Source organism: Trueperaceae bacterium (genome assembly GCA_036381595.1).
In the GTDB taxonomy this organism is placed as follows: domain Bacteria; phylum Deinococcota; class Deinococci; order Deinococcales; family Trueperaceae; genus DASVCN01.
Genome location: DASVCN010000019.1, coordinates 61829 through 86021, shown reverse-complemented (window position 1 = coordinate 86021; position 24193 = coordinate 61829). Strand labels below are relative to the sequence as shown.

Genomic DNA, 24193 nt, shown 5'->3' with positions numbered 1-24193 from the left:
CGGCTCTGAGGTCGATCGTCACGAAGGGCCAGGGGCGGCGGATGCTATGAGCGAGACAGTCCTCTGGAGGCGAACATGAACATCGGTATCAACGGCTTCGGGCGCATCGGTCGCCAGATCTTCCGGATCCTGCACGAGCGGGGGATGGGCGATAGCGTCGTTCTGATAAACGACCTGATGCCGAACGAAGTGATGGCTCAGCTGCTTCGCTTCGACTCGAACTACGGCCGCTTCCCCGGCACCGTCGAATACGACGACGAGGGATTGATCGTGGACGGACACCGCATCCGCGTGACCGAGGAGCGCAATCCGGCCGATCTACCCTGGCGAGAGATGAACGTCGACATCGTCGTCGAGTCGACAGGCCTCTTCACCAAACGGGAGAAGGCCGCGGCTCACCTCGAGGCCGGCGCCAAGAAGGTGCTCATCAGCGCCCCCTCGCCCGACAGCGACTTCGACATAATGCTGGGCGTCAACACCGAAGACTACGATCCCGCCAACCACCGCATCGTCTCCAACGCCTCCTGCACCACCAACTCGTTGGCAGCCGTGATGCGCGTCCTCGACGAGGAGTTCGGCGTGGAGCAGGCGATGATGACGACTATCCACTCCTACACGAACGACCAGAACATCCTCGACGCCCCTCACAAGGACCTGCGGCGCGCCCGCAACGCAGCCACCAACATCATCCCCACCACCACGGGGGCGGCGAAGGCGGTAGGCAAGGTACTGCCGCAGTTCCAGGGCAAGTTCGACGGGGTCGCGGTCCGGGTGCCCACCCCAACCGGCTCCCTCTCGGACGTCACCGCCATCCTGGGCCGCGAAGCGAGCGCTCAGGAGGTCAACCAGGCGCTCTGCCGCCGGGCCGAGAGCGACCTCAAGGGGATCATCGAGTACAGTAGCGACCCGCTCGTGTCGCGTGACATCGTAGGCAACCCGCACTCGGCGATCGTCGACTCCCAGATGACGAAGACGATGGGCAAGATGGCCAAACTGTTCGTTTGGTACGACAACGAACTCGGCTACAGCAACCGCATGGTCGACGTCCTGGAACTGATGGGGAAGAATCTCTGAAGCTGCCCACCATAGATGACCTGGAGATCGACGGGCGCACCGTCCTGGTGCGCGTCGACTTCAACGTGCCGTTGAGCGAGGGGCGGGTGAGTGACGACTCGCGGATAAGGGCCGCGCTTCCCACTCTAGAGGCCCTGCTCGAGCGGAACGCGACGCTCATCCTGATGAGCCACCTAGGCAGGCCGAAGGGCCCCGACGAAGCCTTCCGCATGGCACCGGTCGCCGAGCGCCTCTCGCAGCTGCTCCAACGTGAGGTCCGCTACCGGCCGACCGCTGGACCCGCGAGCCGCGAGCAGCGAGAGTTCGTCGAGGCCGCTCCGGAGGGGAGCGTGACCCTGCTCGAGAACACCCGCTTCGACTCCGGCGAAACGAAGAACGATCCCGAGCTGGCGCGAACTCTCGCCTCGTACGCCGACGTGTTCGTCAACGACGCGTTCGGAGCGGCCCACCGGGCTCATGCGAGTACCGAGGGGGTGGCCCATCTGCTCCCGAGCGCCGCGGGTCGCCTCATGGCCCGCGAGCTGGAGGTGCTGGGCCGGCTCAGGGATGACCCGGAGAAGCCGTTCACCGTGATCGTGGGCGGCGCCAAGGTGTCGGACAAGATCGGCGTCATCTCCAGCTTGCTGGAGGTCGCTGACCACCTGCTGGTGGTCGGCGCCATGGCGTATACCTTCGTCAGGGCGCAGGGCGGCAAGGTGGGGCGCTCGCTCGTGGAGGAGGAGAAGCTGGGAGTCGCCAGGGACCTCCTGGCCAAGGCCCGGGAGAAGGGGGTCGAACTGCTCCTGCCCGTCGACTCCGTGTGCGCTCCTGCCATCGAGAACGGGATCGACACCGAGGTGCACCCCTCGGACGCCATCCCCGACGACCTGATGGGGCTCGACGCCGGTCCAGAAGCGGTTGAGCGTTTCGTCGAGGCGCTGCAGGGCTCGAAGACGGTGTTCTGGAACGGGCCGCTGGGCGTCTTCGAGGTCTCCCCCTTCGACTCCGGCACCAAGGCGATCGCCCACGCGGTAGCGAACCTCGACGCGTTCACGGTGGTAGGCGGAGGCGATTCGGTCGCCGCGATCAACGAGGTGGGGCTGCAGGTGCTGATCGATCACGTCTCGACCGGAGGCGGCGCCTCGCTCGAATTCCTCGAGGGCGAAGAACTGCCCGGCGTGAAGGCGCTCCGGGCAGGCAGCTGACCTCGCGATGGCAGCAAGATTGTTCCGCCCCGACCCGGAACTGGGTCTAGAAGCCGAACTCGCCCACCTGGGCGGCGACTACAGCTACATGTCGAGCGCCTACTACGAGGTCCTCGACGCCGAACTCGCCGGTCAGAAGATAATCCCCACCACCCGTGACGCGCTCGACGCCTACGTGGTGCCGATCGCCATGGAGCGGGCCCGGCTCGCGGGCATGCTGGTCCCCGAGCACGTGCTGGCTACGGAACGCTTCCCGGAGCCGCCGTTCATGGCCTACCCGGTGAACCCCTTCTCCAGCGCGGCGGAGCTGATCGTCGACGCCAAGACGCTGGAGGAGCGCCGCAACGGCCTCACCTACACCGGCAAGTACGCCGCACTCTGCCAGACACTTCCGCCCGACTACCGCATAGACGTAGTGCGCACCATCCTCGGCCGCTCGCTCACCGAGGAGTACCGCGACTTCGCCCGCGAAGTCTTCGAGAACTTCGGCATCCCACTCGCGAGGGTGCGCGTGATCGTCGCTCCTCACGGTTACCTGCTCTCGGCCCTCGAGCCGTTGCCGTTCGAGTCGTTGACCCTCAACGAGAAGACGCTGCTGGCGGGATTGGGATCATGGCCAAGCTAGCGATCTTCACCGAGCGGTACACGATCCGCTCCTCGGTCGAACTGACGGCCCTCACGAACTTCCGTCAGGCGGCGTTCGAACTCGGGCATCAGCTCGACTTCCTGTTCAAGAGCGAGCTGAAGTACCTGCGGAACTACGACGGAGTACTGATCCGCGCCCTCACCGACCCGCTCAACGCAACCTACGTGGTCGCCCGGGTCGCCGAGATGAACGGCCTTCGCGTCATCGACACCAGCGAGAGCATCCGCATCTGCTGCGACAAGGTCAACATGTACTCGCGGCTGATGGCGCATGCGGTGCCCATGCCCGACACCCGCTTCCTCGACCGCCATGAAGTGAACGCCGAGAACGCCGCGGAGCTGTTCGAGACGCTCGGAATGCCCCTCGTCCTGAAGGCGCCCAACTCCTCCTTCTCGGCCTACGTCGACCGCGCCACCAACAGCGAATCGTTCGTGAAGATAGGCCGCAAGTTCCTCCGGCGGGCCGACCGGGTGGTGGTCCAGCAGTACATGCCCAGCGAGTTCGACTGGCGGGTGATAACCCTCGCTGGGCGGGTGCTGGCGGTCGTCAAGTACCAGTTCGTGCAGGACAAGTGGAAGACGATGGAGAGGGGACCGGCCGGCGAGTGGTCGAGGACCCTGCCGGTGCCGCGCGAGGAGGCAGAGCCGCGGCTGCTGGAGGTCGCCCTGGCGGCTGCCGGAGCGATCAGCGGTTCGCTCCACGGGATCGACATCAAAGAGGTGGACGGAGAGTTCTACGTCATCGAGGTGAACGACAACCCGAACATCGATGCCGGCGGCGAGGACCGGGCGAACAGCGAGATCTACGCCGAGATCATCCGTCACCTGGCGGGCGACGCCTGAACTACTCGCGCGGACCCAGTGCCTTCACCATCGAGATCCCGTCACAGCCGTCGGAGTAGTAGCCAGCCTTCACGCCGCTGGGCCGGTAACCGCTCGCCCGGTAGAGGCGGATGGCGGCGTCGTTGTCGCTCCGCACCTCGAGTTGCATCGTGCCCAGGCCCCGGGCCGCGGCGAGTTCCTCGGCCCGCTCCAGCAGCATCCGGCCGATCCCCCGGCCCCGATGCGCGGGGTCGACCGTCAGGGAGTAGAGGTGAGCGGCATCGGTGTTGCGGCGGAAGAGGACGATGACGTTGCCCAATACCCGGTTCGAGCCCGATCCGTCCTCCTCCTCGGCCACCAGAGTGGCGCCGTTCGCCCTGGAGAGCAGGTAGAGCAGCTGCGACCGGCTGAAGCGGTCGCTCGTGTGCGCCTGCTCGAGCTCTACGAGGCGACCGAGGTCGTTCGGCGTGGCCGGACGAACGACCGTGCTCAGCTACCTTCCTCCTCGATAGCCCGGGTGAGTTCCGGCACCAGTTGGTTGACGTCTCCCACGATGCCGTAGTCGGCAGCCTTGAAGATCGGCGCGTCTGCATCCTTGTTGATAGCCACTACCACCTTCGAGCGGTTCATGCCCGAAAGGTGCTGCACAGCGCCCGAGACGCCGAGGGCGACGTAGAGGTCGGGAGCGACCGTCTTGCCGGTCTGCCCCACCTGCTCCGAGTAGGGGCGCCAGCCGGCGTCGACCACCGCACGGGTAGCGGCGATGCCGGCGCCAAGAGCCTGGGCGAGCGGTTCGACCAGATTCTCGAACCCCTCCGGACCGCCGACTCCGCGGCCGCCGCTGACGACCACCGACGCCTCTTCGAGAGCGACGCGTTCGCCCGACGGCTTGCGCTTCTCGCTCACCTTCACACGCTGGTCGTTGGCGTCGAACTGCACCGGGACCTGCTCGACGCTGCCCTCGGCTCCTGGGCTAGGCAGCCCGAAGATGTTCGGTTTGACCGAGATCACCACCGGCAGAGTGCGGGCCCGAACCCGCTCGGTCACCCGCGACAGGTAGGCGAGCCGGGTGGCTGCGACCTTGCCGCCCTCGACCTCGAGCGAGGTGACGTCCTCGAGCAGCGGAGCGTTCAGACGGATCGCCACCCGCGGCGCGACCGAGAGGCCGGTACGGCCAGCCGAGAAGAGCACAGCCTGGGACGAGTTCGTCTTCGCGAGCTCGCTGACGGCGGTAGTCCACGTCTGGGCCCTCACCTCGGCGAGAGCGGGGTCGTCCACCAGCTTCACCTGCGGCAGGTAGCGAGCCAGTTCGTTCGCCACCTCCGTAACGTTCTCGCCCAGCACCACGCCTACCGGGTCCCCCCCTAAGCTCTCGGCCAGCTCGCGTCCAGCCTGGACCAGTTCCAGGGAGCTCTTTCGCAGCTTGCCGTTCGAGTGTTCGGCGATTATCAGAACCATTTCCAGATCTCCAGTGCGCCGCTACTTGGCGAGTACCTTCGCTTCGTCGCGCAACCGCCGGACCAGCTCACGGACCGCTTCGGTCGGGTCACCGTCGAGCATGACGTTGCGTCGCTCGCGGCTCTCGAGCGACTCGCCCACCAGTTCGACGAGCGCTTCGGCGCCGCCGACCTCCTCAAGACTCGTCTTGCGCAACTCCTTGCGCTTGGCCTTCATGATGTTCGGCAGTGTCGGATAGCGGGGCTCGTTGAGGCCTTGCTGGGTGGTTATCACCGCGGGGAGGGGCATCTCGAGGCGCTCAGTGCCTTCGTCGGCATCGTGGACCGTGGTGAGGCTGCCCTCCCTCAGCTCCATCCCCGTCGTCCAGTCGCTGTGGGGCCAACCGAGCGCCTCGGCGACGGCGGGCCCGAGGGCCGAACTGTCCCAGTCGGCCTGCTTGCCGCCTACCATGACGAGGTCGGCCCCCTCCTGCTCGATGACCTTGGCCAACACGCGTGCCTGGCTTATCGGGTCGAGCCGAGAGTCGGTTTCGATGTGGATGGCACGGTCGGCGCCCATGGCCAGAGCTGTGCGTATCGCCTCCTCGAAGCGGGCCGGCCCGAGCGCCAGGGCGACCACCTCGGCTTCGGTGCCCCCCTCGCGGATACGGAGCGCCTGTTCGACGCCGTACTCGTCCATACCGTCGATCACGAAGCTCACGCCGCTGAGGTCGACACCCTCCGGCGCTGGCCTCAAGCGCGCTTCGGCATCGGGTACCTGCTTCAGGATCGTGACGATCTTCATGCGGCGCTCGACCGCCTGTCGCGCGTCATGCGAGTCGTTCTGTCAGTCGTTCCTATCACGCGGCAAGTCTAACTTTTCCAATCGGCAGCGGCCCGACACCGGCCACTCGACCGGCCGAGCCGCCGCTCGAGCCTGACGCTCTACCTGAGCAGGCCGCGGGCGATGACCACCCTCTGGATCTCGTTCGTGCCCTCGTAGATCTGGTTGAGCTTCACGTCGCGCATCAGCTTGGCCACCGGGTACTCGTCCACATAGCCGTACCCGCCGTGGACGTGTAGCGCCTCGTTGGCCGCCGAGAAAGCGATATCCGAGGCGTACGCCTTGGCGATCGCCGAAGCCTCGGTATGCGGCTGACCGCTGTCCACCAGCCAGGCGGCGTACCAGGTTTGCCAGCGTGCCGTCTCCAGCCCTATCTTCATGTTCGCCAGCTTGAACTGGATCGCCTGGAAGTCGGCGATCGGCTTCCCGAACGCCTTCCGCTCCACTGCGTAAGCGGCCGCCTCGTCCAGAGCGCGTCTGGCGACTCCGACCGAGCCGGCCGCCACCGGGATACGGGTGCGGTCGAGCGTGCGCATGGCGATGCGGAAGCCGTCGCCGGGCTCCCCCAGGACGTTGCCCCGGGGGACCCGCACGTCGTCCAGGATCAGTTCGGCCGTGTGCGCCGCCCGCTGACCCAGTTTGCCGTGGATTTTCTGATGGCTCAGCCCGGGCGCACCCTTCTCCACGACCACGGCGACGACTCCGTGGTGCCGCTCCTCGGGGGCGAAGGTCGCGAAGACGACGGTGAGGTCGGCGATCCCGCCGTTGGTTATCCACATCTTGGTGCCGTTCAGCACCACCTCGTCCTCTTCGATGACGGCCCTGGTCTTCATCGCGGCTGCGTCCGAGCCGTTGTCCGGCTCGGAGAGCGCGAACGCCGCGAGGCCTCCGCTTCCGACGAGTGGCCGCAGGAAGCGCTCCTGCTGGTCCTCGCTGCCCGCCAACAGGATCGGCGTTATGCCCAGCTCGGAAGCCATCAGGATGCTGTAGATCCCCATGCAACCCCAGGCGAGCTCCTCGCCGATGAGCACCTCGTCGAGCATCGACAGCCCCAGCCCCCCGGCGGCCTCGGGGATGCCGACGTTCAGCACGCCAAGTTCGGCGGCCTGTTCGACGATCCTCTGCGGGAAGCTCTCCTCGCGGTCGAACTCGGCGGCCTGCGGGGCTATCACCTCCCGGGCGAACTGCCGGGCGAGTGACTGGATCTGCTTCTGCTCTTCGTCCAGGCTGAAATCGATCACTGCACCTCCATCGCTGGGACGTTCAGCGTCCCCGCTCCCTGTACAGCTGCCGGCCGATAACGACCCGCTGTATCTCGCTGGTTCCCTCGTAGATCTCGGTGACCCGAGCGTCGCGGAAGTAGCGTTCCACCGGGTACTCCTTCGAATAGCCGTAGCCGCCGAAGATCTGCACCGCCGCGTCGGTGACGAAGTTGGCCGTCTCGCTGGCGAACAGTTTGGCCATCGACGCCTCCCTGGTCACCCGGTAGCCGCTGTCCTTGAGCCAGGCGGCCTGCTGGGTGAGGAGACGAGCCGCCTCCAACCGCGTAGCCATGTCGGAGAGCTTGAACTGCACCCCCTGGAACTCCCGGATGGCCTGACCGAACGCCTGACGCTCGGCGGCGTACTCCATCGCCGCTTCCAGAGCCGCCCGGGCGATGCCGACCGCTTGGGCGGCGATGCCGATGCGACCGCCATCGAGCGAGCTCATCGCCAGCACGAAACCTTGCCCCTCGGCCCCCAGCAGCGCCTCCGGCGGAAGCTCGCACTCGTCGAACGTGACGGTGGTGGTGATGGCCGCATGCTGGCCCAACTTCTCCTCCGGCGCCCCGAACTCCATCCCCGGCGTGCCCTTCTCCACCAGGAAACAGCTGACGCCACGAGCGCCGCCCCGCGCGTCGGTTTTCGCCATCACCAGGTAGAGCTGCGCCTCGCCACCCGAGGTGATCCACGCCTTGGTGCCCGTAAGCCGGTAGCCGTTCGCCGTCCTCTGGGCCCTGGTCTTCATCGCGACCGCATCCGAGCCGCAGTGGGGCTCGGAGAGACAGAACGCCCCGATCCACTCGCCGTTCGCGAGCCTGGGCAGGTAGCGCCTCTTCTGCTCGTCTGTCCCGTAGGCCAGCAGCATCGCCTGGGGCAACCCGTTGGTTACGGCCATTATTGTGCCGTGGGAGGCGTCTGCGGCAGAGATCTCCTCGAGCAGCATCACGTACGAAAGGGTGTCGAGCCCGGCGCCGCCGTACTCTTCGGGGGTGAGGACGCCCAACAACCCAAGTTCCCCCATCTTCCGCAACGTCTCCCACGGGAAGCGCCCCTCCCTGTCGAGTTCCGCTGCGACGCTGGCGATCTCGCTGCGGGCGAACTCCCGCACGCTCCGCTGCATGAGCAGCAAGTCATCGGGCAGGGCGAAGTTCAACGCCCCGGCCCCTCTTCCATCGGTATGGGCATGATGCAAGGGTATAACGGCTCCGGTCGGGGCGGGCTCCATCGCCTGTCCGCCCCCGCCACTGCCTGTCCGGCGGACGCCCGTTACACTGCCTCAGGAGGAACGATGACTGCCAAGGAACTTCTTCAGCGCATGCCGGAGGCGCTCGACCCTCAGGCGGCGGCCGGAACCGAAGCGACGATCCAGTACGAGATATCGGAACCCACCTACCAGGTCCTCCGCGACGGCAAACTCACCGTCCACGACGGACACGCCGATAACCCTGACCTGACCGTGATCACCAGCGACGAGAACCTGGTGAAGCTGTTCCGGGGCGAGCTCAACGCCATGGCTGCCTTCATGAGCGGCAAGCTCAAGGTGAAGGGCGACATGGGCCTGGCGCAGCGCCTCGTGGGCTTCGTGCAGCGCGACAAGGTGGACGTTCAGAGCTGAACCGGGCGGCTCCAAGCGCCGTTCAGTAGAACTCCACCTGGTGGCTCACCAGTCGGCCACCCTCATAGGTGAACTTGGCCGAGAAGAGGCCAGGCTCGTTCAGCCAGGGCAGGAAGACCCTGTCGCCCGGCCACAACTCCAGGTCGAGCAACTCCGCGTCGTCGATCCAGTGGAGCTCACCCTCGGCGCACTCTCCTTGTTTGCCGCTGAAGCGGGTGACGACGAACACGAAGACCCACCTGTCGCCGCGGCCGGCGAAGTTCGGGAAGGTGAGGATGCCCTTGAGTTGCGCCTCCTCGACCTCCAGCCCCGACTCCTCGCGCACCTCGCGGCGCATGCACTCCTCGGGGGACTCGCCCCCTTCGAACCTGCCGCCCAGACCGTTCCACTTCCCCTCGTGGACGTCGTTCGGCTTCCTGTTGCGCAGCATCATCAGGGTGCGGCCCCCGTGACGCAGATAGGCGAGAGTAGTCAGCATCAGTGCGTCAACTCGTCCAGGAATAGCCTGAGGAGTTCCGAGTCGTCGCGCAGCTCTCCGCCTCCCGCTACTCTCAGTCGCACCCGGCGGGCGGGCCTGACCCCTCGCTGGGCCAGATGACGAGCCGACTGCCGGACTGCCGACTCGAGATCGCGGGCAGAGAGCGGCAGTCGCTCGCGGCTCCGCCCGCCCGCCTCGTCCTCGAGCACCAGAAGAACGTTGATACCGCCGCCCTTGTTCTCGAGGAACACCTGTTCGACGGTCCGGGGGGTCACGCTGGGTACCGGTGGGGGCGGAGCCTGCGCGGCCTCACCCCACACGCGCCTCCGGGCTCGACCCCAGCTCGAACTCGGAGTGCACCGCCGCCAGGGCCTCCTTGGCGAAGCGGGCGGGAATGACGACCGAGATGCGCACCTCGCTGGTGGTGATCATCTCGATGTTCGCTCCCACGCCTGCGACGGCGTCGAACATGCGGCCGGCGATGCCGGGCGTCGATCCGATGGCGATCCCTACGATGGAGACCTTGGCGATATCGCTGTCGGCCGTTGCCTCGCCCCCTGTCTCCTCCAGCACCGGCGCCACGGCCTCCAGCGCCTCCTCCGCCTGGTCCTTGGGCACTGTGAACGCCATCTGCTGCCTGCTGTCGCCCGCTCCGGGAACGCCCTGGATGATCATGTCGGCGCTGATGCCGGCTCCCCCCAGTGCGGCGAAGAGACGCGCCGCCACTCCGGGCTCGTCGCGGACGCCGCGCAGGTTTATGCGGGCGTGGCCCAGGTCGAGGGCGGCGCCGGTCACCGGACTTTCGGTCTTCATCGATCTCTCCTCCCCTGCGAGCCGGCACACGATCGTGCCGGTGTTGAAACTGAACGAGGAGCGGACGTGTATGCGTACCCCGTAGCGGCGCGCGTACCAGACGCTCCTCGGGTGCAACACCTTGGCGCCCAGAGCCGCCAGTTCCAGCATCTCGTCGTAATCGATGTGCTCCAGCTTCCGGGCGTCGGGCACCAGGTGCGGGTCGGTCGTGTAGATCCCTTCGGTATCGGTATAGATCTCGCACTCGTGAGCGCCGAGGGCGGCAGCGAGGGCTACTGCGGTCGTGTCCGAACCGCCGCGGCCGAGCGTTGTGATCGCACCGCTCTCGTCCCGCCCCTGGAAGCCGGCTACGACGGCGACGTCGCTCGCTTCGAGGGCCTCGAGGATGGCCGCCGGATCGACCTCGAGGATGCGGGCGCTCCCGAACCTTCCGTCGGTGAGGAAGCCCGCCTGATGGCCGGTGAACGAGCGCGCCTCCAGGCCGATGGAGTGGAGGGCCATGCAGAGCAGCGCTATCGACTGCTGCTCGCCCGTGCTCATCAGTACGTCCAGTTCCCGCCGCGAGGGCCTCTCGGTCACCTCGCGGGCCATCGAGATCAGCCTGTCGGTCGTTCGGCCCATCGCCGAGACCGCCACCACCACCTTGCTCCCTGCCGCTACGCTGCGCGCTATCCGCGAGGCGACCTTACGTATCCGCTCGATGTCGCCAACACTGGTACCGCCGAACTTCTGGACGACGACAGCGAGCGAACGACGAGGGGTGGAGACGGCGGGGGCGGAGACGGCGGGGGCTGAATCCATCCATCAAATATAGCCAAAGAGCAGGTCCCCGATGGGCAACGCGGACATCAGGGCGGTGCGTGGTAGAAAAGACCGATGAGTAGTTCGGGACAGCCTCTCCGGGTGGCCGTGATCGGCGCCGGTCCGGCCGGCTTCTACACGGCCGAAGCTCTCCTCAAGGGCCGCGCTGATGTCTCGGTCGACATCATCGACCGGCTGCCCACCCCGTTCGGCCTGGTCCGCTACGGCGTCGCTCCCGACCACCAGAAGCTGAAGTCGGTCACCAAGATGTACGACCGCACCTGCAGCGATCCGCGGGTGCGGTTCCTCGGCAACGTCGCCTTCGGCAGCGACATCGACCGCGAGGAGTTGCTGGCGCGCTACCACGCCGTCGTCTACGCGGTAGGGGCTCCGGCCGACCGGTCGCTGGGGATCCCCGGCGAGGAGTTGCCGGGCAGCATGTCGGCGACCGAGTTCGTGGCCTGGTACAACGGGCACCCCGACTACAGGCAGCTGAAGCCGCCGCTCGACGTGGAGAGAGTGGCCGTGATAGGCATGGGCAACGTCGCCGTCGACGTCACCCGGATCCTCGCCAAGTCGGTGGAGGAGCTCGCGGGCACCGACATCGCCGACCACGCACTGGAGCACCTGGCCGGAAGCCGGGTGCGGGAGGTGACGATGGTGGGCCGGCGCGGACCCGCACAGGGCAAGTTCACCACCAAGGAGTTGCGCGAGCTCGGCGAACTCGAGAACGCCGATATCGAGGTCGACCCGGCCGAACTGGAGGTGGACGAGTACAGCCTGGCGAGTATCGAGGGCGAAGCCGGTATCAAACGGAACCTCGAGGTACTCGAGGGTTTCGCCGGAACTCCGGAGTACGGCAAGCCCCGCAAGGTGCGCCTGCGCTTCTGCCTCTCCCCGGTCGAGATAGTTGGCAGCGAGCGTGTCGAAGGGCTGAAGCTCGAGCGGAACCGGCTGGAGCCGCGCGACGACGGCTCGATCCGCGCCGTCCCCACCGGGGAGTACGAGACCTGGCCGGTGGGCCTGGTGCTCCGCTCGGTGGGCTACCGCGGTACCGCCTTGCCGGGGGTTCCGTTCGATGAACGACGGGCCATCATCCCGAACGACGCCGGTCGCGTTCTGGACGAAAACAGTAGAGCGCTTCCCGGCGAGTACGTAGCGGGTTGGATCAAGCGTGGACCCTCGGGAGTCATCGGCACCAACAAGGCCGATGCGATGGAGTCGGTTGCTTCGCTCCTGGCCGACCCGCAGCGGGAGATCGACGCTTCGCTGGCACGGCCCGAGTCGGTGGACCGCCTCCTTTCGGCTCGCGGGGTCGATGTAGTCGATTACGAACGGTGGTGCGCCCTGGACCGGCAGGAGGTAACGGCCGGCGAATCCCAGGGGCGACCGCGCGTCAAGGTCACCGACATAGACGAGATGCTGGCGAGGTGCCTGGGCGCGGCGGAGGGGGCCGGCTGAATCCCGGTCTGCGTTCGGCCAGGCAGGCGGCTGCGCCGGGCTAGACTTCGCCCGGGTGCGCCCGCTTCATCGCCTCGTTGTGGAGCGGCCCAGCGGCTCTCTCAGGCTAGACCTCGCCCAGGTACGCCCGCTTCATCGCCTCGTTGTGGAGCAGTTCCTCGGCCGCTCCAGACAGCACTACCTCACCTGTCTGCAGCACGTAGCCGCGGTCGGCGATCCCCAGCGCCACGTTGGCGTTCTGCTCCACCACGAACACGCTGATGCCGCGGTCGTTCACCTGCTTGATGATCTCGAAGATGCGTTCCACGAAGAGTGGCGCGAGACCCATCGAGGGTTCGTCCATGAGGATGAGGCGTGGACGGCTCATCAGTGCCCGGCCCATGGCCAGCATCTGCTGCTCTCCGCCCGACATCGTCCCGCCCATCTGCGAGAGGCGTTCGGAGAGGCGCGGGAAGAGATCGAAGACGTACTCCATGTCCTCGCGTAGCGCGCGCTTGTCACTGCGAAGGTAGGCGCCCATCTCGAGGTTCTCGCGCACCGTCATCTTCGGGAAGATGCGGCGGTTCTCGGGGACGACGGCCATCCCGCGCTCGATCCGCTCGGCGATCGGCAGGTTGTCTACCCTCTCGCCGCGGAACCAGAGCTCGCCCTCGGAGCACCGAACGGCCCCCAGGATGGTCTTGAGTGTGGTGCTCTTGCCCGAGGCGTTGCCGCCCAGCAGGCACACCATCTCCCCCGGGTAGATGACCATGTGCACGTGGTGGAGGATCCGGATCGGGCCGTAGTGGGTGGTGACGTTGCGAAGCTTCAGGAGAGCCTCCCTCTCCCCGGTCGCGACCGACGGATGCTCTACGGCGGCGGCTGCGTCGCTCACGCTTCGGCCCCTCCCTGATGAAGCTCCTCTGCCTTCGCCTCACCGGCCTTCTTGCCCAGGTAGGCCTCGATGACCTTCGGGTCGTTCACCACCTGCTCGTAGCTCCCCTCGGCGATCTTCTCGCCATGGTCCAGCACGATCACCCTGTCGCTGATCTCGCCCACCAGGTTCATCTTGTGTTCGACGAGAACGATGGTGTAGCCGCCCTCGTCGCGCATCCGCCTGATGATGCCGGTGATCTCCGTGGTCTCCCTGGGGTTCATGCCGGCCGACGGTTCATCGAGAAGCAGCAGTTTCGCGCCGGTGGCCATGGCGCGGGCCATCTCGGTACGGCGCCTGTTGGCGTAGGAGAGTACATGCACCGGCTGGTGGAGTCGGAAGCCCATCAGGCGCGGGCCGAAGAAGGAGAGCTTCTCCTGCGCATCGGCGATCATCTCCTGCTCCTTGCGCCGGTAGCCCGGCGTCCTGAGCACGGCCGAGATCCAGTTCGAGCGGAGTTTGTGATGCTGAGGTATCAGCACGTTCTCGAGCACCGTCAGATTCGTGAACAGCCGCAGGTTCTGGAAGGTGCGAGCTATGCCACGGTCCACGAGCCGGTCGGGACTGAGCCCGCTTATCGAGCGTCCTTCGAAGGTTATGTCTCCGGAATCGGGGCGGTAGACGCCTGTGATCAGGTTGAAGAGGGTCGTCTTGCCGGCGCCGTTGGGGCCGATGATCGAAACGATCTCCCCTTCGGGAACGTCGAAGCTCACGCCGCTGATGGCCTTGAGCCCGCCGAACGTCTTGACCAGATTATTCACGCTCAGAAGGGACACGTCACTGCTCCTTCGGCTTCTTGCCGCGCTCCAGCAACGGGTGCGCGGCGGGATCGGGATCGTCTGCGCGTTCGTTCAGTTCGGCGTTGGAGAGCCAGGCGTCCTGGGCTCGTTCCTCCTCGGTGGGCACGTCCTTGCGCTCGCCGAACAGCCAGGCCCAGGAGAACTCCGACCGGCCCAGGACTCCCGACGGGCGGAAGATCATGATCACGATGAGCAGCACCGAGAGGAGGATGGCGCGCATGCCGAAGCCCTGCCACCTGCGTTCGAGCGCGTTCAGGTCGGCCCCGAGAAGGGCCACCGCGACCACGGCGATCCCTGCGAACGCCAGCGGGTAGAGGACCGGGTGCCACGCCGGTCGCAGCCGCTGCAACGAGCGGTAGGCGAACGCTCCCAGCGCCAGGGCGAGGAGGAGCAGGCCGGCCACCGCCAGCCAGGTGGAGAGGGCGTACGACTGCTCGAGCGGGTCGCCGTACTGCCTGACGAACACCACGAGCGCGGTGCCCAGCAGCACGCCTGTGACCGAGCCGGTCCCACCGAGCGAGATGGCCACGAGGAAGTAGAAGGTGAGGGTGAACAGGAAGAGGTCGAGCCTGGCGGTACCGACCCAGGAAACCCAGAGTCCACCCGCGACACCCGCGAAGAACGCCGAGATGGCGAAGGCCAGGACCTTGTGGTAGGAGGTGTTGACGCCCATCGCCTCGGCCGCCACCTCGTCCTCCCGGATGCCCTGGAGGGCCCGGCCGTAGGAACTGAACTTGAGGCGCGACATGACGAAGACGGTCACGGCGAGCAGGCCGAACGTCCACCACACGCTCTTGCCGAACTGCGAAGGCACCCCGGCGAACCCGAGGGCGCCGTTGGTGAACGAGCCCAGCAGCGGAGTGGAGGCGAGCAGCCGGATCGCTTCCCCGAAGGCGAAGGTGACGATCGCCAGGTAGTCGCCTCGAAGGCGCAGGCTGGGGAAGCCGACGATGATGCCGAAGAGGGCGGCCAGTAGCCCGCCCAGGAAAAGAGCCACGACGAAACGCACGCCCAACGCCTCGGGCGACGCCAGCCAATCCAGGCCCACTGCGGTGAACCAGTCCTGCAGATTGAGGCCCAGGGTGAACTCGTTCATCTGGCTCCTGGCGCTCCTGGAGATCAGTTCTCTGGTGTCCTGCGGCAGGATCAGCAGCGCGGTCACGTAACCGCCCACCAGCATGAAGCCGTGGTGGCCCAGGGAGAGGATGCCGGTGACCCCGTTGATCAGGTTCAGGCTCACCGCGGCTATCCCCCAGATGGCGAACAGGGCCGCGACCTCACCCAGTTTGATGCTGCCGCTGTTCTCGACCAGATAGAGGAGGAACATCAGCAGGCCCAGTCCCGCCAGCGTCAGGACGGTGTTGCGGAAGCGGCGGTCGCGAAGCATCAGACCTTCTCCGAGAGGTCTTCGCCAACTATCCCGCTCGGTTTGACCAGCAGGATGACGATGAGAAGGAGGAAGGCGAAGGTGTCCTTGTACTCGGTGATGCCAGGGAACGACGCGGTGCGCGGGAAGAGGGAGGTCAGGAAGTTCTCCATGAAGCCGAGCAGGACCCCGCCGATGACCGCCCCGGGAAGACTCCCGATGCCGCCGATCACCGCAGCGGCGAACGCCTTGATGCCGGGCAGTATCCCGAAGATGGCCGGCTGGTTGATGCTGCCGAACGTCATCCCCCACATCACCCCGGCCGCGGCGGCGAGCATGGAGCCGAGCAGGAACGTAGTCGCTATGACCCTGTCGACGTTCACACCCATCATCTGGGCGGTCTCGGCATCCTGAGCCGTGGCCCGCATCGCCCGACCCAGACGCGTCCTCGTCACGAAGAGCGTCAGGGCTATCACCAGCACCGCCGTCACGAGCGGCACCAGCACCACCATCCAGGTCGTGAAGAGCGTCCCGCCCGGCACGTTGAACTGGAGGAAACCGGTCCAGAACGAGTCGGGCCGGAACGGCGTCTGGCGGTTGGTGAAGGCCAGGATGCCGAAGTTCTGGAGGAAGAAGGAAACGGCGATGGCGGTGATCAGCATCGAATTGCGCGGGGCGCCCCGCAGCGGCCGGTACGCCACCTTGTCTATCAGGACCCCCACCACTCCGGTAACGAACATGCTGGACACGAGCGCCCAGAACCAGCCGTACTCGGCGCTGCGCAGGGCCAGCGTCGAGGCGAGGAACGCGAGCGCGCCGCCGGTCAGGACCAGCGGGTCGGTGAGGCGCCCGCGCCAGAAACCGAGGACGTACATGAAGCCGACCGCCACGAGGACCGAGACGAGGACCGCCCATGGCCAGGTGTAGGGCGTCCGGCTGAAGATGAAGTAGGCGACGAACGCTCCCACCATGAACACCTCGCCATGAGCGAAGTTGATGAGCCGGATGATCCCGTAGACCATCGTGTAGCCCAGGGCGATGAGGGCGTAGAGGCTGCCGAGCTGGAAGGAGCGCAGGAAGGCGCCGCCGAAGAAGGCGACGTCGAAAGCCGGGTTCACCTGGTGGAGGTAGGCCATGCGCCAGACGACGAGAGCGATGAGTACCGCGGCGACGAGCCACGGCAACCAGCGACGAGGGCGTCTATCGGTAGCGGAAGACACTCGCAGGGTCGCCCCCCCGGGCGCCGAAGTCTTCTCTCTGTTTCACGTCGAAGCGCATGTTACCACCCGCTGGGGAATGGTTTAGGGGCCGCCGGCTTATGCCGCGGCCCCGTTCTTCCCTCTTCGGCAGCGCTCTTCGGCGCGACCGTCGATCAGTTCAGTGAGATGCCCCTGATGACCGTCTTCTCCCAGTCGTCACCGCTGACGTCGTAGCGGAAGAGGCCCATCACGCGGTTGGCGGGGGTGCCGTCGGTGCCCACGTAGGTGATCTCGCCGGACACGCCTGGGAAGCCTTCGAGGCTGGCAAGCGCGTCGCGGACCTCCTGCGGATCGGTGGACCCGGCCCGCTCGATCGCCTCCATCAGCACGTAGTAGGCGTCGGCGCCGGAGAGAGTGAAGCCGGTGACGGTGGCGTCGGGGAACTGCTGCTCGAACGCCTCGACGAACTCGGCAGCACGCTCGCCCGCTTCACCTTCGAGGATCTCGGGCCCACCGAAGCTGGTGAAGGTGAAGCCGTCGAAAGCTTCGCCGCCTCCTTCGGGACACTGCGAGTCGTCGGAAGCGTCGCCGCCCAGGATCGGTTGGGTGAAGCCCTGACGGCGGAGCTGCGGCACCAGCGAGGCTGCTTCGGCACAGAAGCCGGTGAAGTAGATCATGTCCGGGTTGAATGCCCGCAGGTTGCTGATCTGGGCCGAGAAGTCGACGGTGTTGGCCGTGAAGTCCACGACCGTGGTCTCGCCGCCCATCTCCTCGAACGCCTCCTGGAAGAAACCAGCGAGGCCCACGCTGTAATCGTCGTCCTGCTGGCGGAAGATGGCCACCCGCTGGGCACCCACATCCTCGGATGCGTACTGCGCTGCGACCCGCCCCTGGAACTGGTCGGTGTAGGGGATACGGAAGATGTAGTCGCCGATCTGAGTTGTGGCGGGGTTGGTGGACCCCGTCGAGATCATCACGATGCCGGCATCTTGCAGCACCTCGGCGGCCGGAATGCTGTGGCTCGATGAGTAGGAGCCGAGGACGCCGACCACCCCTTCGTCCACGAACCTGTTGGCGCAGGCGACAGAGCCCTGCACCGTGCTGGCGTTGTCGCAGACGCTCAGTTCGACCGGCCGTCCCAGGACCTCGCTTATCTCGTCGTGGGCGACCTGGATGCCGTAGAGCGTGTCGTTCCCGGTAACGGCCATCCGGCCCGAAAGCTCGAGGTTCACGCCCACCAGGATCGGCCCGTCCTGAGCCATCCCCAGCCCCATGAGCGCCACGACGAGCAGTACGAAGAGTTTCTTCACGCCATCATCCTCCCTCGTGTTGAACGTCCCCTGATCGGAAACGGTGGTCGACGCCTTAGAAGGCCGTCAGGTAGCGGTTTTTGCTGCACGGCCATAATAGCCACGGCCCAAAACGGTGTCAACGCGAGTAACCGAGTGTGAAGGGCCTGAGGCAGCAGAATCTGCTCCGGGATTGGTCGCACCGGCGCCGGCGAATCCTGCTTCACGTCGCCGCTGTTGAGCCCCGGAACTCCCTCTGGGCCGTCAACGACTCGTGTTACACTTCGGCGTCGATATCCCAACTACTCAAGAGACGACTTTTACCAGGAGCATCGTGAGAGCGACATTTCGAGCCGGATATTTTGATGAGTACGAGCGGAACTGAGACCGCCCCCGGACCAGCCCCGGCCACGGCCGAGGGCCCGCTGCTGAGCGTCGACGAGGTCGTCAAGAGCTTCGGCGGGTTGCGGGCTGTGAACGGCTGCACCCTGAGCGTTGGGCGGGGCACGATAACGGGCCTCATCGGTCCCAACGGCGCCGGCAAGACGACGCTCTTCGGCCTGATCACAGGCTTCCACAGGCCCGATTCCGGGCGGATCCATTTCCGGGGACGGGACATCACCGGGCTCGCCCCTCACCGCATCTTCCGCCACGGGCTATGCCGCACGTTCCAGATCCCTCGCGAGCACGGAAGCATGACCGTGCTGGAGAACCTGATGCTGGTGCCCCCCCGCCAGGCCGGCGAACGGTTGTGGAACCCCCTCGTGCGCCCGGGACTGGTGGCCCAGCAGGAGCGCGAGGTCAGGGAGAAGGCGCGAGAGGTCCTGGAGTTCGTTACGCTCGACCACCTCACCCACGAGTACGCAGCGAATCTCTCCGGCGGTCAGAAGAAGCTCCTGGAGCTGGCGCGAACCTTGATGGCCGACCCCACGTTGATCCTGCTCGACGAGCCTGCTGCGGGGGTGAACCCTACCCTCATGGAGAAGATCGCCGAGAAGATCGTTCAGCTCCGCGAGGAGCGCGGGATCACCTTCCTGCTGATCGAGCACGACATGAGCCTGGTCATGAGGTTGTGCGACCCGGTGATCGTGATGAGCCAGGGGGCGAAGCTGGCCGAGGGAGCGCCCGAGTCGGTACGGACCGACCCGCGCGTACTGGAAGCGTACCTGGGAGGCCAATATGCCGCTGCTGAAGGTTGAAGGCGTCACGAGCGGCTACGGCGAGATGGAGGTCGTCCGCGACATCTCCCTCGAGGTGGGTGAGGGCGAGATCGTCTCCATAATCGGGCCGAACGGGGCGGGCAAGTCGACGGTCATGAAGGTGATCTTCGGCCTGTTGCCGGTGTGGCGCGGCAGCATCAGACTGCGCGACGAGGAGATATCGGGGCTCGAACCGGACAGGATCGTGCGCAAGGGCATGGGCCTGGTGCCGCAGGTGGACAACATCTTCCCCTCTCTGACCGTCGAGGAGAACCTGGAGATGGGTGCCTTCGTGCTCGACGAGCCTCTGGGCCCCCGCAAGCAGCGCGTCTTCGATCTCTTCCCCCGGCTTGCGGAGCGTCGTCGCCAGCGGGCCGGCAAGATGTCGGGCGGCGAGCGGCAGATGGTGGCGATGGGCCGAGCCCTAATGCTCGACCCGGTGCTGCTCCTGCTGGACGAGCCGTCGGCAGGCCTGGCACCGATGCTCGTGGACACCATCTTCGAGCGGATCAAGGACATCAACGAGGCCGGCGTAGCGATACTTATGGTCGAGCAGAACGCCCGCAAGTCGCTCGAACTCGCCCACCGCGGCTACGTGCTCGCCAACGGCGAGAACCGCGTCGAGGGCGACAGCGGGATGCTGCTCGAAAACCCGGAAGTCGGTCAGCTCTATCTCGGAGGCTAATCAGGTGGTCTTGGACAAGGAACAGGTTCTGCCGTTCGCTGGGCAGCGGAGAGCGGCCATCATCACGGCAGGGCGGCTCGGAGCGGTGGGATCGTGAGCAGGTCGCTGCCGGCCGACCTTAGGGCCGCGCCTAGCGAGCGCCTCAGGGCGATGTTGGGCAGCCGCACAGCGATGGTCGTCCTCCTGGCGATCGTCCTGCTACTCCTCGCTCTGCTGGCGCAGTTGCAGGGAGTTTCGGGCGACAGGCTGTTCTCGCTCGCCGTCCGCGGCGTCCTGCTGAGCGGCATCCTCGCACTCGGCGCGATCGGCCTCTCGCTCATCTTCGGAGTGCTGGAGATCCCCAACTTCGCCCACGGCGACCTGATGACCGCCGGCGCTTACCTGGCCTTCCCGATCGTCATGCTCATCCCGGGCGGTCCCGTGCAGCCGTTCTCCTTCGGCTGGGACTTCATCGTCGCCCTGCTGGTGGTAATGCCGCTGGTGGGCCTGTTGGGCTACGGCATCGACCGTATGGTGTTCAGGCCACTCCGTGCCCGCCGCAGCTCGAAGGTGATCCAGGCGATGGCCTCGCTCGCCGCCGCTTTCCTCATCCGCAGCTTCGTCTACATGATCTGGGGGGCCGACTTCGCTTTCTACTACACCGGCCGTCCGCGACCGGCCTTCGAGCTCTTCCCCGACATCCGCGTGCGCCCCGATCAGCTGTTCATCCTCGGCCTCGCCGTATTGATGATCGTCCTGATCTACCTCCTGCTGGAGAAGACCAAGATGGGCAAGGCGATGCGCGCCAGCGCCGACAACCGGGACCTGGCACGGATAAGCGGTATCGACACAGAACGGGTCGTCTTCTGGACCTGGATGATCGGCGGGGGCCTGGCGGCCGCGGGCGGGATGATGTACGGCCTCGACGCGCAGCTGAGGCCCGAGATGGGCTGGTGGCTGCTGCTGCCGCTCTTCGCCGCGGTGATCCTTGGGACGATAGGTAACCCCTACGGGGCGTTGGTGGGAGCGCTGGTGATCGGCCTCGTGTGGCAGATGTCGTCGGCGTTCATCGATCCCACCTACGGGCCAGGGGTGGCCTTCTTCGTGATGATCCTGGTGCTCCTCTTCCGGCCACAAGGCATCTTCGGGAAGCCGGGGGGCTGAGATGCTGACACCCCTGATCCTGGCGAAGAGCGTGCTGCTGGCCATCCCTCTGGCCTTCCTAGCCGGCCTCGTCTTGCCGCTCCGGGCTGTCCTGAGGGTGCCGCTCGCTATCCTCGCCGGCTGGCTGCTGGCTGTTCTGGTCCAATTGGTGCTCGGCACCGGCTTCGTCGCCTACCTCGCCTCGTTCGCTGTCCTCGCCTGTGTCTACGCCGTGTTGAGCTTGGGCCTGAACGTCCAGTGGGGTTATACGGGACTCTTCAACATCGGCATCGCCGCTTTCTTCGCGGTCGGTGCTTTCACCAGCGCGCTCTTCACCACGGCCATGCCGACGGGTCCGATCGCCGCCTTCACCCAGCAGGCGTTCGGACTTGAGATGCCGTTCCTGGTGGGGGTCCTCGCGGCCGGCGTTGTAGCCGGCCTCCTCGCCTGGCTGGTCGGCATTCCCACGCTGCGGTTGCGCGAGGACTACCTGGCGATCGCCACGATCGGCATCGCCGAGGTCGTCCGGCTGATCTTCCAGAACGAGCGCTGGCTCGCCAACGGGCCGCAGCCGCTGCGCGGCATCCCTCAGCCGCTCACCTGCCTGCTCGACGAGCCCGTGTGCAGCTGGCTCCCCGGTGCGCTGCAAACGCTCTTCTCCCCGCTCGACGCCCGCGACTACTCGTTCGTCTACCTGGCGATAGTCACGCTCTTCGTGGTCGTCATCTACCTGATCCTCGAGCGGATGCTGCGCTCGCCCTGGGGACGTGTTCTGCGGGCGGTGCGAGAGGACGAGGCATCGGCCGAGATGAGCGGCAAGGACGCCGCCTCGTTCAGGATGCAAGCGTTCGTCGTGGGGGCCATCGTGATGGGTATGGGGGGAGCTCTCTACGCCCACTACCTGATCTCCATCGACTACAGCCACTTCAACCCGCTCTACGCCACCTTCCTCATCTGGGTGATGCTGATGCTGGGCGGGAGCGGCAACAATCGCGGTGCGGTGCTCGGAGCGTTCGCGATCTGGGCAGTCTGGTCGGGCACCGTCTTCGTCATCGACGATCTCATGAGGCCCGTGCTGGCCTCGATTTCCCCCGAGCTGGCGGCTCGGGCGCCCTACCTGCGCTACCTGTTCATCGCCCTGCTGCTGCTGGCGATCCTCCTCTACCGTCCCAAGGGCATACTAGAGGAGGAGAAGACCGTTTCGCGGGTCGCCAGGGAGTAGCGCCGGCGACCCGCCTCACCGGGCGCCCCACCGGGCGCCTCACCGCGCCGCTCCCCAGGCGCTCCACCCCGCCGCCCCCGCGGGCGCCCCACCGCGCCGATCACCGGGCGCCTCACCCCCGCCTCGTACCCCCACCTACCACCCGCCAATCAACTCCCTACGAACGCGCGTGCATAGATCTGGGCCGAGGCGCAAACTTGCCACGTGTTCGCCGACCTGGTACCGGCAGATGTCCAGGGACCGAGCCCATGCCAGAGATAATCGTGGATCGAACAGCGCGGCTCCGCGGCAGATGCCCGCGACGTTTCGGCTCAAGCCGAACTGAAACCAGCGATTCTAGTCGTTCGATCCGCTTCAGACTGATCTTGTTCCGCTATGGCCTACCTTCCCACGGCGCGGCTCGGCCCGAGCCTGCTCCTCATGCACGCGCGTTCGTACATACTTCCGCAGGGGGGTAGCGCCTCGGGCTGCCTGTTCGCAAGCCGACGATCCGATGCGGAACGGGGCATCGCCGGGTCTCATGACGACAAACGTCGGCGCGCGCCACGGAACGGGGGCGCGCGCCTCGACCTGCCTTCGGGCCAACGCCCGAGAAAACCTCTACTCGGTCGGAATCTGATCCGCAGTGCGGATCATGACGCTCTCGATCTCGCCGGCATCGTTGAACTGCCAGATCTCGACCGGAGTGACGACGTCGCCCGCATCGTCGTAGTCGACCGTGCCGGCAGCGCCGGTGTAGTCGATGTCGGTGCCGAGCTCGATCAGGCGGAACGCCTCCTCGAACTCGCCGACGCCCACGACTTCGCCCTCTGGTCCAGCCACCTGGCGAAGGCGATCGCGGATCGCGGCGCTGGTGACCTCCTCGCCGTCAGCGATGGTCTGGGCGATGGCCAGGCCAAGGGTTGCTACGGCGTCGTAAGCCGTGTCGATGAAGGGGAGCGGCGGACGGTCGCCGTACTCGGCCTCGTACTGTTCGACGAAGCGCTCCTGGCCGGCCCAGCTGGGATCGGCCCCCGGAGCCGTGCCATAGTCCCCGGCGAGCGCCTCGGCACCCACGGCTTCCACGATCTCAAGCGACTTGGTGCCGTCGACCAGCTGCCAGTCGTCGAAGGCGTAGAGGTCGCGCGCCTCTGCCATGTAGACGGTCGCCTGACCCGGGTAACTGATGGCCAGAACGATGTCGGGGTCGCCGGCGAGGGCCGACTCGAGCACCGAGGCGTAGGTCGGCTGCGGTTCCTCCGGGTGCGGGACCTGGGCGAGCACCTGGCCGCCGCGCGCCTCGAACGCTTCCGCGAAGGCGCGGCTAAGCCCCTGGCCGTACGGGTTGTTCACGTAGATCGTGGCTGCGGTCATGCCTTCGTAGCCGTCGACGATCTCGCCGCGGGCGAGCTGGGCGCCAACGATGCCCTGCAGCGCATCCGATGCGACCGTGCGGAAGAGCCAGTCGCTGTCGGTCTCCATGACGCTGATGAGCGGGCTGGTGCTGGCCGGCGAGATCATCACGACCTCGGAAGGGATGGCGACCGACTCGGCAACCGGCACGGTGACGCCGCTGGAGAGCGCGCCCACGATGGCTACGACGCCCTCGGTGTTGACCAGCGAGCGTGCCTGGTCGACGGCAACGGCCGGGTTGGTGGCGGCGTCGGCGTGGACGAGCTCGATGATCGGTCCGCCGAAGACGGCTTCGGCCGCCTCGTTGATCTGCTTCGCAGCGAGTTCGGCGCCGTTCCTGATCGCCGGTCCGAACTCGGCCAGAGCGCCGGTATAGGCGTTCAGCGTCCCGATCTTGACAACCGGCGGAGCGCCCTGCGCCAGCGCGATGCTGAGCGAGAGCAAGACGACGAGTGAAAGTACTCTTTTCATTCATTCCTCCAAGCTGGCAGTCGCGACAATCGACCGTTTCCCACGATGTGGTGGAAACCACTACTTGTCGATTGTCGGCATGATAACCGCGCTCCTGGAC

24 protein-coding genes are annotated in these 24193 nt (G+C 66.4%); 10 read left to right on the top strand and 14 right to left on the bottom strand.

Features of this window, described 5'->3' with window-relative positions; all coding sequences use genetic code 11:
* Positions 1-75 precede the first annotated feature (75 nt).
* The 4 genes from gap to VF168_04665 are packed head-to-tail and all read left to right on the top strand — an operon-like array spanning position 76 to position 3746.
* Entirely contained in the window at positions 76-1074 is a 999-nt protein-coding gene (gap, locus tag VF168_04680) for a type I glyceraldehyde-3-phosphate dehydrogenase (GenBank protein HEX7003464.1), read from the top strand.
* Positions 1071-2258, top strand: a complete 1188-nt coding sequence (locus VF168_04675) for a phosphoglycerate kinase (protein ID HEX7003463.1) — start codon at positions 1071-1073, stop codon at positions 2256-2258. The genes gap and VF168_04675 overlap by 4 nt, the downstream gene beginning before the upstream one ends.
* A gap of 7 nt (positions 2259-2265) precedes the next feature.
* The gene (locus VF168_04670) at positions 2266-2883 is read left to right on the top strand and encodes a RimK-like ATPgrasp N-terminal domain-containing protein (protein HEX7003462.1); all 618 of its coding nucleotides are present in this window, start codon (positions 2266-2268) and stop codon (positions 2881-2883) included.
* Positions 2871-3746 carry an ATP-grasp domain-containing protein gene (locus VF168_04665; GenBank protein HEX7003461.1) on the top strand — a complete coding sequence of 292 codons (876 nt, stop codon included), beginning with the start codon at positions 2871-2873 and terminating at the stop codon, positions 3744-3746. Before VF168_04670 ends, VF168_04665 begins: the two co-directional genes overlap by 13 nt.
* A 1-nt stretch (position 3747) precedes the next feature.
* On the opposite strand, the gene VF168_04660 is transcribed toward VF168_04665, so the two are convergent.
* From VF168_04660 to VF168_04640, 5 genes are all read right to left on the bottom strand, one after another.
* Complete coding sequence (locus VF168_04660) at positions 3748-4218, bottom strand: N-acetyltransferase (protein HEX7003460.1); 471 nt, start codon at positions 4216-4218, stop codon at positions 3748-3750.
* The gene (locus VF168_04655) at positions 4215-5183 is read right to left on the bottom strand and encodes an electron transfer flavoprotein subunit alpha/FixB family protein (GenBank protein HEX7003459.1); all 969 of its coding nucleotides are present in this window, start codon (positions 5181-5183) and stop codon (positions 4215-4217) included. Before VF168_04655 ends, VF168_04660 begins: the two co-directional genes overlap by 4 nt.
* A gap of 21 nt (positions 5184-5204) precedes the next feature.
* On the bottom strand, positions 5205-5966 hold the full coding sequence (locus VF168_04650; protein HEX7003458.1) for an electron transfer flavoprotein subunit beta/FixA family protein: 762 nt from the start codon (positions 5964-5966) through the stop codon (positions 5205-5207).
* Positions 5967-6106: 140 nt separating this feature from the next.
* Positions 6107-7246 (bottom strand): acyl-CoA dehydrogenase family protein, encoded by a 1140-nt coding sequence (locus VF168_04645; GenBank protein ID HEX7003457.1) that lies wholly within the window; start codon positions 7244-7246, stop codon positions 6107-6109.
* A 22-nt stretch (positions 7247-7268) separates the two neighbouring features.
* Positions 7269-8420, bottom strand: coding sequence for an acyl-CoA dehydrogenase family protein (locus VF168_04640; protein ID HEX7003456.1), 1152 nt, complete (start codon positions 8418-8420; stop codon positions 7269-7271).
* Positions 8421-8555: 135 nt separating this feature from the next.
* Between VF168_04640 and VF168_04635 the strand changes: the two genes are divergently transcribed.
* A complete protein-coding gene (locus VF168_04635; GenBank protein ID HEX7003455.1) occupies positions 8556-8882 on the top strand; it encodes an SCP2 sterol-binding domain-containing protein in 327 nt (108 codons plus the stop codon).
* Between the two features lie 22 nt (positions 8883-8904).
* Here the strand turns inward: VF168_04635 and VF168_04630 are convergent, their stop codons facing one another.
* The 3 genes from VF168_04630 to VF168_04620 are packed head-to-tail and all read right to left on the bottom strand — an operon-like array spanning position 8905 to position 10974.
* Positions 8905-9360, bottom strand: a complete 456-nt coding sequence (locus VF168_04630; protein ID HEX7003454.1) for an 8-oxo-dGTP diphosphatase — start codon at positions 9358-9360, stop codon at positions 8905-8907.
* Positions 9360-9635, bottom strand: coding sequence for a hypothetical protein (locus VF168_04625; GenBank protein HEX7003453.1), 276 nt, complete (start codon positions 9633-9635; stop codon positions 9360-9362). Before VF168_04625 ends, VF168_04630 begins: the two co-directional genes overlap by 1 nt.
* A 34-nt stretch (positions 9636-9669) precedes the next feature.
* Entirely contained in the window at positions 9670-10974 is a 1305-nt protein-coding gene (locus VF168_04620) for an aspartate kinase (GenBank protein HEX7003452.1), read from the bottom strand.
* A 75-nt stretch (positions 10975-11049) separates the two neighbouring features.
* Here VF168_04620 and VF168_04615 point away from each other — a divergent pair, with 75 nt between their 5' ends.
* Positions 11050-12435, top strand: a complete 1386-nt coding sequence (locus VF168_04615) for an FAD-dependent oxidoreductase (protein HEX7003451.1) — start codon at positions 11050-11052, stop codon at positions 12433-12435.
* Positions 12436-12541: 106 nt separating this feature from the next.
* Here the strand turns inward: VF168_04615 and VF168_04610 are convergent, their stop codons facing one another.
* The 5 genes from VF168_04610 to VF168_04590 all read right to left on the bottom strand — a co-directional run bounded on the left by VF168_04610 (position 12542) and on the right by VF168_04590 (position 18023).
* Complete coding sequence (locus tag VF168_04610; protein ID HEX7003450.1) at positions 12542-13309, bottom strand: ABC transporter ATP-binding protein; 768 nt, start codon at positions 13307-13309, stop codon at positions 12542-12544.
* Positions 13306-14124: an ABC transporter ATP-binding protein gene (locus VF168_04605; protein HEX7003449.1), complete on the bottom strand. Its 819-nt coding sequence runs from the start codon at positions 14122-14124 to the stop codon at positions 13306-13308. The genes VF168_04610 and VF168_04605 overlap by 4 nt, the downstream gene beginning before the upstream one ends.
* A 1-nt stretch (position 14125) precedes the next feature.
* On the bottom strand, positions 14126-15535 hold the full coding sequence (locus tag VF168_04600) for a branched-chain amino acid ABC transporter permease (protein ID HEX7003448.1): 1410 nt from the start codon (positions 15533-15535) through the stop codon (positions 14126-14128).
* Entirely contained in the window at positions 15535-16698 is a 1164-nt protein-coding gene (locus VF168_04595) for a branched-chain amino acid ABC transporter permease (protein ID HEX7003447.1), read from the bottom strand. The genes VF168_04600 and VF168_04595 overlap by 1 nt, the downstream gene beginning before the upstream one ends.
* 188 nt (positions 16699-16886) lie before the next feature.
* Entirely contained in the window at positions 16887-18023 is a 1137-nt protein-coding gene (locus tag VF168_04590) for an ABC transporter substrate-binding protein (protein HEX7003446.1), read from the bottom strand.
* Positions 18024-18367: 344 nt separating this feature from the next.
* On the opposite strand from VF168_04590, the gene VF168_04585 reads away from it, so the two are divergent.
* The 4 genes from VF168_04585 (at position 18368) to VF168_04570 (ending at position 22230) form a co-directional block, all read left to right on the top strand.
* Positions 18368-19201 (top strand): ABC transporter ATP-binding protein, encoded by an 834-nt coding sequence (locus VF168_04585; protein HEX7003445.1) that lies wholly within the window; start codon positions 18368-18370, stop codon positions 19199-19201.
* Positions 19182-19886, top strand: a complete 705-nt coding sequence (locus tag VF168_04580) for an ABC transporter ATP-binding protein (protein ID HEX7003444.1) — start codon at positions 19182-19184, stop codon at positions 19884-19886. The genes VF168_04585 and VF168_04580 overlap by 20 nt, the downstream gene beginning before the upstream one ends.
* A gap of 93 nt (positions 19887-19979) precedes the next feature.
* Positions 19980-21029 carry a branched-chain amino acid ABC transporter permease gene (locus tag VF168_04575; protein ID HEX7003443.1) on the top strand — a complete coding sequence of 350 codons (1050 nt, stop codon included), beginning with the start codon at positions 19980-19982 and terminating at the stop codon, positions 21027-21029.
* 1 nt (position 21030) lies between these two features.
* Entirely contained in the window at positions 21031-22230 is a 1200-nt protein-coding gene (locus tag VF168_04570; protein ID HEX7003442.1) for a branched-chain amino acid ABC transporter permease, read from the top strand.
* Between the two features lie 600 nt (positions 22231-22830).
* Here VF168_04570 and VF168_04565 read toward each other — a convergent pair.
* Positions 22831-24093 carry an ABC transporter substrate-binding protein gene (locus tag VF168_04565; protein ID HEX7003441.1) on the bottom strand — a complete coding sequence of 421 codons (1263 nt, stop codon included), beginning with the start codon at positions 24091-24093 and terminating at the stop codon, positions 22831-22833.
* Positions 24094-24193: the final 100 nt, after the last annotated feature.

Excerpts from the sequence above, each read along its gene's own strand:
- gap (HEX7003464.1), top strand. The coding sequence starts at position 76 with ATGAACATCGGTATCAACGGCTTCGGGCGCATCGGTCGCCAGATCTTC.
- VF168_04670 (HEX7003462.1), top strand. The coding sequence starts at position 2,266 with ATGGCAGCAAGATTGTTCCGCCCCGACCCGGAACTGGGTCTAGAAGCC.
- VF168_04665 (HEX7003461.1), top strand. The coding sequence starts at position 2,871 with ATGGCCAAGCTAGCGATCTTCACCGAGCGGTACACGATCCGCTCCTCG.
- VF168_04655 (HEX7003459.1), bottom strand. The coding sequence starts at position 5,183 with ATGGTTCTGATAATCGCCGAACACTCGAACGGCAAGCTGCGAAAGAGC.
- VF168_04650 (HEX7003458.1), bottom strand. The coding sequence starts at position 5,966 with ATGAAGATCGTCACGATCCTGAAGCAGGTACCCGATGCCGAAGCGCGC.
- VF168_04635 (HEX7003455.1), top strand. The coding sequence starts at position 8,556 with ATGACTGCCAAGGAACTTCTTCAGCGCATGCCGGAGGCGCTCGACCCT.
- VF168_04630 (HEX7003454.1), bottom strand. The coding sequence starts at position 9,360 with ATGCTGACTACTCTCGCCTATCTGCGTCACGGGGGCCGCACCCTGATG.
- VF168_04620 (HEX7003452.1), bottom strand. The coding sequence starts at position 10,974 with ATGGATTCAGCCCCCGCCGTCTCCGCCCCCGCCGTCTCCACCCCTCGT.
- VF168_04615 (HEX7003451.1), top strand. The coding sequence starts at position 11,050 with ATGAGTAGTTCGGGACAGCCTCTCCGGGTGGCCGTGATCGGCGCCGGT.
- VF168_04600 (HEX7003448.1), bottom strand. The coding sequence starts at position 15,535 with ATGCTTCGCGACCGCCGCTTCCGCAACACCGTCCTGACGCTGGCGGGA.
- VF168_04585 (HEX7003445.1), top strand. The coding sequence starts at position 18,368 with ATGAGTACGAGCGGAACTGAGACCGCCCCCGGACCAGCCCCGGCCACG.
- VF168_04580 (HEX7003444.1), top strand. The coding sequence starts at position 19,182 with ATGCCGCTGCTGAAGGTTGAAGGCGTCACGAGCGGCTACGGCGAGATG.
- VF168_04570 (HEX7003442.1), top strand. The coding sequence starts at position 21,031 with ATGCTGACACCCCTGATCCTGGCGAAGAGCGTGCTGCTGGCCATCCCT.
- VF168_04565 (HEX7003441.1), bottom strand. The coding sequence starts at position 24,093 with ATGAAAAGAGTACTTTCACTCGTCGTCTTGCTCTCGCTCAGCATCGCG.